The following is an 11,649-nucleotide window of genomic DNA, read 5'->3' as shown; positions in this document are numbered from 1 at the left end:
AAACCGACGCAGCGCTGGCCTTCGGCCTGATCGTGACCGTCGACGGCGAATTCGCCGCGCTCGTCGTCATCGTCGCCGCGCCGCCCTCAAGCTGAAAAACGGGACTTCGTCACCGTGCTGCTAGGATCGTATGTGATCCGACGGCGTCATCCGCGACGACCTTCAGATTGTACGCCTGCGCCAGAAAGGAACTCAGCTTGCGGTCAAGGCGAGGGTCGTTCCTGGTCAGGCGAGCAAATTCGCTACGCACGCCCGAGTGCGTTTTCGCGACTTTGTCGGTTCGAGCGACGATCAAAGCCTGCGCCGAATGAAAGGCCGCGAGATACGCTGCCCGGCCTGTTGCCTCGAAAAGGTCGATTCTTGCGACGGCGCGAGCCTCTTCAAGCGATCGGCGGGCCTTTTCTAGGTAAGCGTGCGGCGTATCGGTCACAGGGCGCGCCCATCGCGCTCGATCTCGCGCATCAAAGGATCGAGCGCTTTGCTGGCCTCGGCAGCGAAGGGCAGCGCGTTGATCACGGCGCCCGTCTCAAACAGAATGTCGGTCTCGATTTCGGCCAGACGGCTGCTCTCGGTCCAGAAGCTGTCTGGCTTGGTCAAGAAAACCGCTACGTCGTAGTCGGAGTCCGGTCCTGCGTCTCCCCGCGCCCGCGACCCAAAAAGAACCACGCGCTCAACACATGCGCCGTAGGCCTTGTCGAGCGCGGCGCGCAGGCGAGCGAGGACGGGATCGTTGAGAGCGTCCATCGGCGACCCATACCATAAGCGAGCTCCGATTTCGCTACTCCCTCACATGCCTCAGCGCCGCCGCGGCTGCGAAGGGCGCGGCGGCGATGGCGAAGAGCGAGATGGCGCAAAGCATCAGGAACGGCGTCAAGAACGGCGTCGCGCCGCCGCTCGCCGCCGAGGCCGCCGCGACGCCGAAGATCAGCACCGGAATCGTCAGCGGCAGCACCAGCACCGCCATGAGAAGCCCACCCCGCCGCAGCGATACCGTCAGCGCCGCGCCGATCGCGCCGATCATGGTCAAGGCCGGCGTGCCGGCGGCGAGCGTCGCGACGACGAGCGCGAGCGGCTGAGGCGCCATGCCGAGCATCAGGCCGAAGACGGGCGAAACGACGATCAGCGGCAGCGCGCTCGTCGTCCAGTGGGCGGCGCATTTGATCAGCGCCACCAGCTCCAGCGGCAGCGGGCCGTTGATCATCACGTCGAGCGAACCGTCGTCGTGATCGGCCTGGAAGAGGCGATCGAGACCAAGCAGGGTCGCAAGCAGCGCAGCGATCCACAGGATCGCGGGGCCGAGGCGCGCCAGCAAATTGAGGTCCGGTCCGATTGCGAACGGCATGATCGCGACGAGGATCAGGAAGAACACCGCGCCAACTGAAGCGCCGCCGCCGATGCGCCGCGCGACGCGCCATTCGCGCGCGAAGAGGGCGAAGACGGGGGTCATGGCGCCGCTGCGCTGCGAGCACACACCTGAGTCCGCAGTGCGCGCTCCTCCCCCCATAGCCCGTCGACAGACGGGCGTCCTTCCGGACGCCCTATGGGGGGGGTGGAAAGGGAGGGGGGTGGCACCGTGCCTTTCACCCTAGCGGGGAACCCACCTCGCCTTGGCTGCCGTACTCCGAAGGGTCGGCGCGACCCCCCACCCTGTCCCGCCCCCACAAGGGGGGCGGGGACGCTAACCGCACGCGCCGAGTCTGCGGCGGACTTGGAGGGCGGACGCAACGCGAAGCCTCGGACGACAGTGAGTCCCACCTTCACCCCGCAACCCTCTCCGCCGCGCCGATCCGCAGCTCCCGCGCCCGTGCGAGTCCCAGCGGCGCATGGGTCGCGGCGACCACGATCCCGCCCTCGTCCATGAACGCCTCCGCGATCTCGGCGAAGGCGCCTTGAGCGGCGGCGTCGAGAGCCGTGGTCGGCTCGTCGAGCAGCCACAGCGGCCGTCGGGCGACCAAGAGCCGCGCGAGCGCCGTCCGTCGCTTCTGCCCGGCCGACAGCGCCCGGGCGGGAAAGTCGATCACATGCGCGAGGCCGACCTTCACGAGCGCCGCGCGGCAGGCTTCGCGCCCCGGATCGCCGCCGAGCGCGCCCGCCCAGAAGGCGAGATTCTCGCCGGCGGTGAGCGCCCCCTTCAAGGCGTCGAGGTGGCCGAGATAATGCGCCTCTTCGCCGACCGTTCGCTCGGCGTCGCCCCCGTCGAGGGCGAATCCGCCGGCCGCGAACGGCAAGAAGCCGCAGAGCCCCCTGAGCAGGCTCGATTTTCCGGCCCCGTTCGGCCCGGTGACGATCAGCGCCGACCCCGCTTCCGCCTCGAAGCTCAGCTGCGAAAACAGCCGCCGCCCGCCGCGCTCCATCGCCAGGTCCCACGCCCTGAGACGCATTGATTCTCCATGGAAAGCGCCGTCATGGGTCGCCTCGTTCGACGATAGTTTGTGTAGCGCGGCTTCGGGAAGTTTTCTATAAGCCGCCGACTCTACCCCCCGCATTTTCGGAGCGCCCGCATGGCCAGCCTCGACAGTTTCAAATGCCGCAAGTCGTTGACCGTGGGGGCGAAAACGTACGATTACTTCTCGCTCAAGGCCGCGGAGAAGAACGGCCTGGAAGGCGTCTCGTCGCTGCCGTTCTCGCTGAAAATCGTGCTCGAGAACCTGCTGCGCAACGAGGACGGCCGCAGCGTCACCAAGGAGGATATCGAGGCGGTCGCGGCTTGGCTGCACAACAAGGGCAAAAAAGAACACGAGATCGCCTTCCGGCCGGCGCGCGTGCTGATGCAGGATTTCACCGGGGTGCCCGCGGTCGTCGACCTCGCCGCCATGCGTGACGCCATGACTGCGCTAGGCGGCGACCCGAGCAAGATCAACCCGCTCGTCCCCGTCGACCTCGTGATCGACCACTCGGTCGTGGTCGATTTCGCCGGCACGTCCAAGGCGCTCGGCCAGAACGTGGCGCGCGAATACGAGCAGAACCAGGAGCGCTACCGCTTCCTGAAGTGGGGCCAGCAGGCCTTCTCCAATTTCTCCGTCGTCCCGCCCGGCACCGGCATCTGCCACCAGGTCAACCTGGAATATCTCGCCCAGACGGTGTGGACCTCCAAGGAGAAGAAGGACGGCAAGACCGTCGACATGGCCTATCCGGACACGCTGGTCGGCACCGACAGCCACACCACCATGGTCAACGGCCTCGCCGTACTCGGCTGGGGCGTCGGCGGCATCGAGGCCGAGGCGGCGATGCTCGGCCAGCCTTTGTCGATGCTGCTGCCCGAGGTGATCGGCTTCAAGCTCGATGGGGAATTGCGGGACGGCGTCACCGCGACCGATCTCGTGCTCACCGTCACCCAGATGCTGCGCAAGAAGGGCGTGGTCGGCAAGTTCGTCGAGTTCTACGGCCCTGGCCTCAACGCCATGTCGGTCGCCGACCGCGCGACCCTCGCCAACATGGCGCCCGAGTACGGCGCGACCTGCGGGCTTTTCCCGATCGACGCGCACACGCTCGATTATCTCAAGTCCTCCGGCCGCAAGCCGTCTCGCATCGCCCTCGTCGAGGCCTATGCCAAGGCGCAGGGAACCTTCCGCACCCGCGCCACGCCGGATCCGGTCTTCACCGACACGCTCGAACTCAACCTCGGCGAGGTCGTGCCCTCGCTCGCCGGCCCCAAGCGTCCGCAGGACCGCGTGGAGCTGACCGCGGCCAAGAGCGGCTTCGAGCACGCGATGACGATCGAGTTCAAGCAGCCCGATGCGCTCACCGTGCGTCATAAAGTCGAGGGGACGAACTACGACCTCGGCAACGGCGACGTCGTGATCGCCGCGTTCACGTCGTGCACCAACACCTCGAATCCGAGCGTGATGCTGGCGGCGGGCGTCGTCGCGCGCAACGCGGTCGCGAAGGGCCTGACCGTGAAGCCCTGGGTGAAAACCTCGCTCGCGCCGGGCAGCCAGGTCGTGCAGGACTACCTCAAGGAGGCCGAGCTGCAGAAGCCTCTCGACAAGCTCGGCTTCAACATCGTCGGCTTCGGCTGCACGACCTGCATCGGCAATTCCGGCCCGCTCGCGCCGGAAATCTCCGCCGCGATCTCGAAGCACAATCTGGTCGCGACCTCGGTCTTGTCCGGCAACCGCAACTTCTAGGGCCGAGTCAATCCGGATGTGCGCGCCAACTATCTCGCCTCGCCTCCCCTGGTCGTGGCCTACGCGCTCGCGGGCTCGATGAACGTCGATCTCACCCGCGATTCGCTCGGCAAGGACAAGCAGGGCAAGGACGTCTATCTCGCCGACATCTGGCCGACGACCGAAGAGGTGCATCGGCTCGTCGATTCGGTCATCACGGCGAAAATGTTCAAGACGAAATACGCGAGCGTCTTCGACGGCGACGCCAACTGGCGCAAGGTCAAGGCGCCGGCCGGGCTGACCTATTCCTGGGACATGGGCTCGACCTACGTCCAGAACCCGCCCTACTTCGAGGGCCTGACCCAGACGCCCGTAGCTGTCTCCGACATCGAGAACGCGCGCGTGCTGGCGCTCTTCCTCGATTCGATCACCACCGACCACATCTCGCCGGCGGGTTCGATCAAGGCGGCGAGCCCGGCGGGCCGGTACCTGACTGAGCATCAGGTCCGTCCGGCCGACTTCAACCAGTACGGCACGCGGCGCGGCAACCACGAGGTGATGATGCGCGGTACCTTCGCCAACATCCGCATCAAGAACCAGATGGTGAAGGACGAATCTGGGAACGTGGTCGAGGGCGGCTACACGGTCCATCAGCCGTTTGGCCAGCGTCTCGCCATCTATGACGCGGCGATGAAGTACGAGGCCGAGAAGGTCCCGCTGGTCGTGTTCGCCGGCAAGGAATACGGCACCGGCTCCTCGCGCGACTGGGCGGCCAAGGGCACCAAGCTCCTCGGCGTCCGCGCCGTCATCGCCCAGAGCTTCGAGCGCATCCATCGGTCGAACCTCGTCGGCATGGGCGTGCTGCCGCTCGTGTTCGAGGACGGAACGAGCTGGCAGACGCTCGGCCTCATCGGCGACGAGACGGTGTCAATTCACGGGCTCAGCGACACTCTGAAGCCCCGCCAGACTCTGCACGCCGAGATCAGGCGTTCCAACGGCGATGTCTTCAGCGTGCCGCTGACCTGCCGCATCGACACGCTCGACGAGCTTGAGTACTTCCGCAACGGCGGCATTTTGTCCTACGTGCTGCGGCAGCTCGCGGCGTAGCCCTTGAACCCTCTCCCCGTCTTTGCGGGGAGAGGGCAGGGTGAAGGGCAAGGCGGTTAGCCTCGGCGTACAATCGTGTCGCCGACAGCAGGCCTTTCATGTGATCCCGAAGGCCTGCCGGCGTTCGACCGCCTGCCGCCGCGCTGACGGAGCGCGCGGCCGGTCGGTCCGGAGGTAAGGTAAGGCTTGGAGACGACGAAATTGGAAAAGCCATGCGGTTGTGCGGTCATCGCTCGCCACCACTTTCCAGAGGCCATGGAACGAGGTCGGCCAATTTCGTCGTCGGCGTCTGTTAGCGGTCGGAGCCTTTCCTAGGCTGACGCGAACCCTCTTGCCGCCGTCAGGCAGAGCCGCGTCGGCTCCGATCGCGGGCGGCAGCTCGTCGGTTGAACGTGCGGGGGCGCCCCGCACTTGGCCGCTACGTAGAAACCCTAATTGCGCACCCACGCTGGATGATGTCGAAAACGGGCGCAACGCCGCCGGAGATCACCGGAATCCTCGCACCCTGAGCCAGCCAAAAGTTGGGGACGACCCATGCTTTCGGCGGGCCGGGCCGTGGCGCTGTGTTTGCACCGGCGCGCCCCAGGTTACCCAGTTCGATACAGAACGAACGCGACAGTGGAGATGGCAATGCGCTTTTCAGTCGTTCAGATCGAGGATGGCCCGTGGGTCGTGGTCGACGGGCGGGATCACCGGCGCCGGATCGCAAGCTGCGTCGATGCGGCCGCAGCCGAAATGATCGCCGCGCTCATGAACGGGGACGTCGCGCTGGCGATCGCGCACCGGGACGCCGCGTTCGCGGAGGACGACTGCTGCGCGGCCTGACGCGCGCCGCGCTGCGTCCTCCGGCGCTCAAACGCGGCCGGTGACCGGGATCAGCGCCCCGGTCACGGCGCTCGCTTCGTCGGAGGCCAGGAACAGCATGACGGCGGCGAGCTCGGCCGGCGAGACCCAGCGACTGAAGTCGGCGTTCGGCATCTCCTTGCGATTGAGTGCCGTGTCGATGGTCGAAGGCAGGACCGCGTTCACCGTCACGCCCATGAGCTTCAGCTCCTCCGCGAGGCTTTCGGTCAGCCGGTGCACGGCCGCCTTGCTGGCGGCGTAAGGCCCCATGCCTTCCGCCGCATGAATGGCCGCCTCCGCGCCGACGTTGACGATCCGGCCCGCGCCCGTTTCCAGGAAATGGGGGATGGTCGCCCGGGAGGCGTTCAGCGCCGTCTTCAGGTTCATCGCGAACATGCGCTCCCAGGCGTCGTCGTTCCGCGCGTCCGCGATTTTTTCCCAAGCGAAGCCGCCGGCGATGTTGATGAGCGCGTCGATCCGCCCGAACTTGCGCTTGACCTCTGCCATCGCCCGCTCGGCGCCCTCGGGCGAAGCGAGGTCGATTCCGCCGAGGAGCAACGCCGCCGGCCCGAGCCGGTCGGCGAGGCCGGCCGGCGGCGAAGCAGCGTAGTCGAGCGCCGCCACCGACGCCCCGCTTTGGGACGCCGCTTCCGCCACGGCCGCTCCGAGAGCGCCGAATGCCCCAGTCACCACAATGGTCTTGCCTTTCAACGTCATGCCGCCTCCTCCATTGCAGGCTTTTCTGCATTGAGCCGCTTCAGCGCGGCGGCGCGCTCTTTGGCCGCCTCCGCCGCGCTTGCTTCCTTGACCCGACCGTAGCCCTTGATCGTCTCGGGCAGGCTGAGCAGGCGGACCGCCGCCGAGTGATTGGCTGCGTTGAGCCGCCCCAGCACGTCCTCGACGTCGGCCTCGAACTCGGCGAGGAGCCGACGCTCGAGCTTGCGCTCGTGGCTCGAGCGAAACGGGTCGAGCCATGTGCCGCGCAGGAACCGGAGCTTCGCCATCAGGCGGAAAGCCGTCATCGCCCATGGCCCCGCGTCGCCCTTGCCCATGACGCCGGTCGCGGGATCGGGCCGTGCGAACGGCCAGACGCCAAGATGGACATGCAGCTTGTAGGGGCCCTCGAAGGTTTCGCCGAGCGCGCTTGCGAATTCCGGCGCTGCAAACAGCCGGGCGACTTCCCACTCGTCCTTCACCGCGAGAAGCTTGTGGTAGGACCGCGCGACAGCCGCGGTCAGCGTTTCGCCCAAGGACGCGCTCCGTTCGGCGGCGCGCACCCGCTCGACTTGCGCGCGATAGCGCTCGGCGTCCTTTGCGCCGCGCGATTGCCTGAGATGCGCCGCGCGCCGCTCGATCAGCGCGTCGAGCGAAGGCGGCGGTCCGGGCGCCGGCCGGCTCGGCGCCGCCAGCTTCTCGACCGCGGAGAGGTCATGAGCGGCGCGGCGCCCCCATTCGAAGGCCAGCTTGTTGGCCTCGATCGCGACGCCGTTGAGCTTGATCGCCCGCTCGATCGCAGCGCGGCTGACCGGGATCAGGCCCCGCTGCCAGGCGGCGCCGAGCATGAAGAGGTTCGCTGCGATCGCGTCGCCGAGGAGGTCCTTGGCGAGGCGCTGCGCGTCGAGGACGAGCGCCCGGCGCCCGAGAGCGGACGTCAGACGCTCGATCATTGCCTCGCGGTCGACGCTCCAGTCCGGATTGCGGGCGAATTCGGAGGTCGGAACGAGATCCGCGTCGATCACGGCGCGCGTCGTCGGGTTGAGTTTCGTGAGGCAGTCGTCGCCGGCCGCCACGATCAGGTCGCAGCCGATCAGCGCGTCCGCCTCCCCGGACGCGATCCGGGTCGCATGCAGCGCCTCGGCCTTGCGGGCGATCCGCACATGGGCGGTGACGGCGCCGTATTTCTGGGAAAGGCCTGTCAGGTCGAGGTTGGAGGAGAAAAGCCCGTCGAGATAGGCCGCGACCGCGAGCGTCTGGCTCACTGTGACGACCCCTGAGCCGCCGATGCCGGCGATGAGCACGCTGAAGCGCTCGCCCATGTCCGGTAGCGCCGGCTCGGGAACCGGCGGCAGGGCGCTGGGCGCCGCAGCCTCGGGCTTGCGCAACTTGCCGCCGTGGACGGTGACGAAGCTCGGGCAGAACCCGTCGACGCAGGAGAAATCCTTGTTGCAGCTCGACTGGTTGATCCGGCGCTTGCGGCCCCACTCGGTCTCGAGCGGCTCGATCGCCATGCAGTTGGACACCTTGCCGCAATCGCCGCAGCCCTCGCACACTTCCGGGTGAATGAAGGTGCGGATCGCCGGGTCCGCCCATTTGCCGCGCTTCCGTAAGCGGCGGCGTTCGGTCGCGCAGGGCTGATCGTAGAGGATGACCGAGACGCCCTTGTAGTCGCGGAACTCGCGCTGAACCTCGTCCATTGCGGCGCGATGGCGGATGCTGACCCCGGGCGGCAGCGGAACGCCGACGTAACGTTCCGGATCGTCGACGACGAGCGCCAACTTCTTGACGCCGTCGGCGGCGAGCTCGGCCAGGATCTGCGCCGGCGTCATGCCGCCTTCGATCGGCTGGCCGCCGGTCATCGAGACGAAGCCGTTGTAGAGAATCTTGTAGGTGATCGGCATATCGGCCGCGACCGCCTGGCGGATCGCGAGCACGCCCGAGTGGGCGTAGGTTCCGTCGCCGAGGTTGGCGAACACATGGCCGTCGTTGGTGAAGGGCTGCTGGCCGAGCCACATCGCCCCCTCGCCGCCCATGTGCGAGACGGTGGTCGTCTGCATCGGGTTCACGAACATCGCCATGGTATGGCAGCCGATGCCGGCGAGCGCGCGGCTTCCCTCCGGCACTCGGGTCGAGCGGTTGTGGGGACAGCCGGCGCAAAATCCCGGGCTTCTGACCGGCGCCGGCCGGTTGCTGAGCCTCTTTTCGGGCGCGGCGGAAACGCTCAGGCCGCAACCCGGATCTCGCCGACGCAAAGCCCGGACCAGGGTCTCCGCGACAAGCTCGGGCGACGTCTCGCCGTAATTGGGGATGGCTAGGTCCCCGTGGGCCGGATCGAACACGGGCCCGTCGAAATACTTGGCCACGAGTCGCGGCGCATTCGCCGCGCCGTAAAGAATCGCGCGGATCTGATCCTCGAGGAGCGGTCGTTTCTCCTCGACGATCACGATGAGGTCGAGGCCTTCGGCGAACTCCCGGACGACGGCTGGATCGAGCGGCCACACCAAGCCGACCTTGAGAAGGCGCAGGTCGAGCGCAGCGCCCGTCTCGCCGAGCTTGAGATTGCCGAGCGCCTGCAAAAGGTCCTGCCAGGCCTTGCCCGCCGCGACGACGCCAACCCGAGCGCCGCTCGGATTGGACGCGATCCGGTTGAGCCCATTGGCGCGAGCATAGGCGAGGGCGGCGGGCAGCTTGTGGCCATAGAGCCGCTCCTCCTGCATGGGCGCCGTGTCGATCGTCCGCGCGCCAAAGCCGCCCGGCGGGTTGCTCGGCCGGTCCGGGACGACGATCGGGGCCTGATCGGGGCCGACATAGACCGTGCCGCCGCCCTCGGCGACGTCGGTGACGACCTTCATGCCGACCCAGCAGCCGGAGAAGCGCGACATCGCGATCCCGTGCAGACCGAAGTCGATCAGTTCCTGGGTGTTGGAGGGATAAAGGACCGGCATACCGACCGCGACGAACGACGTGTCGGAGAAATTGACCGCGGTCGACGACTTGGCGCCGTGGTCGTCGCCGGCGAGCGCCAGCGCGCCGCCCAAAGGCGACGTCCCGGTGAAGTTGGCGTGGCGCAGCGCGTCGCCCGACCGATCGACCCCGGGTCCCTTGCCGTACCAGATCCCGAACACCCCATCGACCGTCGCGCCGGGAAAGCTTGGGACATGCTGCGCCCCCCAGATGGCGGTCGCGGCGAGATCCTCGTTGAGCCCCGGGCGGAAGACGATGTTCAGGCGCTGGAGCATCGGCTGGGCGCGCCAGAGTTCGATGTCGTATCGGCCCAAGGGCGAACCGCGATATCCGGATACATAGCCGCCGGTGTTGAGTCCGGCCGCCGCATCGCGCAGGCGTTGCTGGATCGGCAGGCGCACTAGCGCCTGCATGCCGGTCATGTAAAACCAACCCTCGGGCGCGGCCCAGCGATCCTCAAGCGAGGCCTCGGACCGGGCAAGCGCAACGGCCATAGAGCCTCCTCCCGCGTTCGGATGATGTCTGTCGGACGTCCCTCCGCTTCTCGGCGCGCGTTCGCGCCCGGCAAGCCCGAGGGCGCGTCGCCAGCTCCGGCAGGGTAGCGCCGAACGGCCGCGATGTCGAACGCGTCGGCCGAGGAGCGCACGGTTCCCGTCGACGAAAAGCTTTCGTGGCGGGAGCAATCTCTTGACGGAGAAAAGCTTGCTTGCAGTTCGACGTGGTTTCGTGGATATCGCCGGATTGCCCCCATTGCGCAGAAAAGCCGACAGCCAGACAAGCCTCCCCGCAAGCCTTCGAGCGACAGCGGCCGCCGACCCTTGCTGGCTGTGGCCCAAAAGTGCGAAAAGAGAACTCACCGGCGTCGAACCGCGCCGCCCTTCCCCCAGCAGGCCCCTCATGCCGACCTATCGCTCTCGTACTTCGACACACGGCCGCAACATGGCCGGAGCACGCGGCCTATGGCGCGCAACGGGCATGAAGGACGGCGATTTCGGTAAGCCTATCATCGCCATAGCCAATTCCTTCACCCAGTTCGTCCCGGGTCACGTCCATTTGAAGGACCTCGGCCAGCTCGTGGCGCGGGAGGTCGAGGCGGCAGGCGGCGTCGCCAAGGAGTTCAACACCATCGCCATCGACGACGGCATCGCCATGGGCCATGACGGGATGCTCTATTCGCTGCCGTCGCGCGAAGTGATCGCCGACAGCGTCGAATATATGGTCAATGCCCATTGCGCCGACGCGATCGTCTGCATCTCGAACTGCGACAAGATCACCCCCGGCATGCTGATGGCGGCGCTGCGCCTCAACGTCCCGGCCGTATTTGTCTCCGGCGGCCCGATGGAGGCCGGCAAGGTCAAGCTTTCGACCGGCGCCCGCAAGGTAGATCTCATCGACGCGATGGTTGAGTCTTTCCATCGCAGGTAAATGCCGTGCAGAGCAGGCCTGCGTCCGCAGGATCAAGCCCCCAGCTGCGGAGATACATCGTCTGGCCGTCCGGCAGGATGTGGGGGGTGCGTGTGCCAAGGCGGCGGTACGCGTCCAGCCGTGCGGTATCCCCGGGAAAATGGTGGCGGATATCTCCTTCGAGTCCCGCAGACTCCTCGTAGGTCACACAGATCACCGGCAGACCCGTGCACTCGAACACCCGCCCGGGGTCAATGATGTTGAAAAAGGCGATCACGCAGCCCGAGAGGAGGATCACGTTGATGTCCCGACGGCCGAGGGTATGAACGATCCGGAGGATCCCGTCAGTTGCATCCATGCCGCCTACTGTCACGCGGGAGAATGCGCAACCATCTGTTATGAGGTCTTTGCGCATCACGATCCCGGCAAGCGTCGAATGCTCACGGCCGGCATAGCTCTCCGCGTTGCAGAGCGCACGGAGACCTTTTTTCGGGATATGCATAGAAGC

General features: G+C 67.0%; 8 protein-coding genes and 2 pseudogenes. 3 read left to right on the top strand and 7 right to left on the bottom strand.

What is annotated here, in order from left to right; genetic code table 11:
• Nucleotides 1-109 precede the first annotated feature (109 nt).
• The 4 genes from ACLP25_RS02695 to ccmA form a co-directional block, all read right to left on the bottom strand.
• Nucleotides 110-430 (bottom strand): HEPN domain-containing protein, encoded by a 321-nt coding sequence (locus ACLP25_RS02695; RefSeq protein ID WP_442467694.1) that lies wholly within the window; start codon nucleotides 428-430, stop codon nucleotides 110-112.
• A complete protein-coding gene (locus ACLP25_RS02690; protein ID WP_442467693.1) occupies nucleotides 427-744 on the bottom strand; it encodes a nucleotidyltransferase domain-containing protein in 318 nt (105 codons plus the stop codon). The genes ACLP25_RS02695 and ACLP25_RS02690 overlap by 4 nt, the downstream gene beginning before the upstream one ends.
• Before the next feature lie 34 nt (nucleotides 745-778).
• The gene (gene ccmB, locus ACLP25_RS02685; RefSeq protein ID WP_442467692.1) at nucleotides 779-1,447 is read right to left on the bottom strand and encodes a heme exporter protein CcmB; all 669 of its coding nucleotides are present in this window, start codon (nucleotides 1,445-1,447) and stop codon (nucleotides 779-781) included.
• A 310-nt stretch (nucleotides 1,448-1,757) separates the two neighbouring features.
• Nucleotides 1,758-2,381 carry a heme ABC exporter ATP-binding protein CcmA gene (gene ccmA, locus ACLP25_RS02680; RefSeq protein ID WP_442467691.1) on the bottom strand — a complete coding sequence of 208 codons (624 nt, stop codon included), beginning with the start codon at nucleotides 2,379-2,381 and terminating at the stop codon, nucleotides 1,758-1,760.
• A 120-nt stretch (nucleotides 2,382-2,501) separates the two neighbouring features.
• Here ccmA and acnA point away from each other — a divergent pair.
• A pseudogene (gene acnA / locus ACLP25_RS02675) lies at nucleotides 2,502-5,213 on the top strand (aconitate hydratase AcnA).
• A gap of 630 nt (nucleotides 5,214-5,843) precedes the next feature.
• On the top strand, nucleotides 5,844-6,038 hold the full coding sequence (locus tag ACLP25_RS02670; protein WP_442467690.1) for a hypothetical protein: 195 nt from the start codon (nucleotides 5,844-5,846) through the stop codon (nucleotides 6,036-6,038).
• Nucleotides 6,039-6,065: 27 nt separating this feature from the next.
• Here ACLP25_RS02670 and ACLP25_RS02665 read toward each other — a convergent pair whose 3' ends face one another.
• Together ACLP25_RS02665 and ACLP25_RS02660 are read right to left on the bottom strand one after the other, a co-directional pair.
• On the bottom strand, nucleotides 6,066-6,767 hold the full coding sequence (locus tag ACLP25_RS02665; RefSeq protein ID WP_442467696.1) for an SDR family NAD(P)-dependent oxidoreductase: 702 nt from the start codon (nucleotides 6,765-6,767) through the stop codon (nucleotides 6,066-6,068).
• 2 nt (nucleotides 6,768-6,769) lie between these two features.
• On the bottom strand, nucleotides 6,770-10,231 hold the full coding sequence (locus ACLP25_RS02660) for an indolepyruvate ferredoxin oxidoreductase family protein (protein ID WP_442467689.1): 3,462 nt from the start codon (nucleotides 10,229-10,231) through the stop codon (nucleotides 6,770-6,772).
• Between the two features lie 403 nt (nucleotides 10,232-10,634).
• Between ACLP25_RS02660 and ACLP25_RS02655 the strand changes: the two are divergent.
• A pseudogene (locus ACLP25_RS02655) lies at nucleotides 10,635-11,141 on the top strand (dihydroxy-acid dehydratase domain-containing protein); the annotation flags it as partial.
• On the opposite strand, the gene ACLP25_RS02650 reads toward ACLP25_RS02655, so the two are convergent.
• Nucleotides 11,125-11,643, bottom strand: coding sequence for an endonuclease dU (locus ACLP25_RS02650; RefSeq protein ID WP_442467695.1), 519 nt, complete (start codon nucleotides 11,641-11,643; stop codon nucleotides 11,125-11,127). The pseudogene ACLP25_RS02655 and the gene ACLP25_RS02650 sit on opposite strands and share 17 nt — an antisense overlap.
• Nucleotides 11,644-11,649: the final 6 nt, after the last annotated feature.

Origin of the sequence: Roseiarcus sp. (assembly GCF_052145395.1) — a bacterium.
Lineage (GTDB): Bacteria > Pseudomonadota > Alphaproteobacteria > Rhizobiales > Beijerinckiaceae > Roseiarcus.
The sequence above is the reverse complement of the archived record's forward strand: the minus strand, read 5'-3'. Positions and strand labels throughout refer to the sequence as shown.

What these genes read in the sequence shown, in the direction of transcription:
- ACLP25_RS02690 (WP_442467693.1), bottom strand. Translation starts at nt 744, where the DNA reads ATGGACGCTCTCAACGATCCCGTCCTCGCTCGCCTGCGCGCCGCGCTC.
- ccmB (WP_442467692.1), bottom strand. Translation starts at nt 1,447, where the DNA reads ATGACCCCCGTCTTCGCCCTCTTCGCGCGCGAATGGCGCGTCGCGCGG.
- ccmA (WP_442467691.1), bottom strand. Translation starts at nt 2,381, where the DNA reads ATGCGTCTCAGGGCGTGGGACCTGGCGATGGAGCGCGGCGGGCGGCGG.
- ACLP25_RS02670 (WP_442467690.1), top strand. Translation starts at nt 5,844, where the DNA reads ATGCGCTTTTCAGTCGTTCAGATCGAGGATGGCCCGTGGGTCGTGGTC.
- ACLP25_RS02660 (WP_442467689.1), bottom strand. Translation starts at nt 10,231, where the DNA reads ATGGCCGTTGCGCTTGCCCGGTCCGAGGCCTCGCTTGAGGATCGCTGG.
- ACLP25_RS02650 (WP_442467695.1), bottom strand. Translation starts at nt 11,643, where the DNA reads ATGCATATCCCGAAAAAAGGTCTCCGTGCGCTCTGCAACGCGGAGAGC.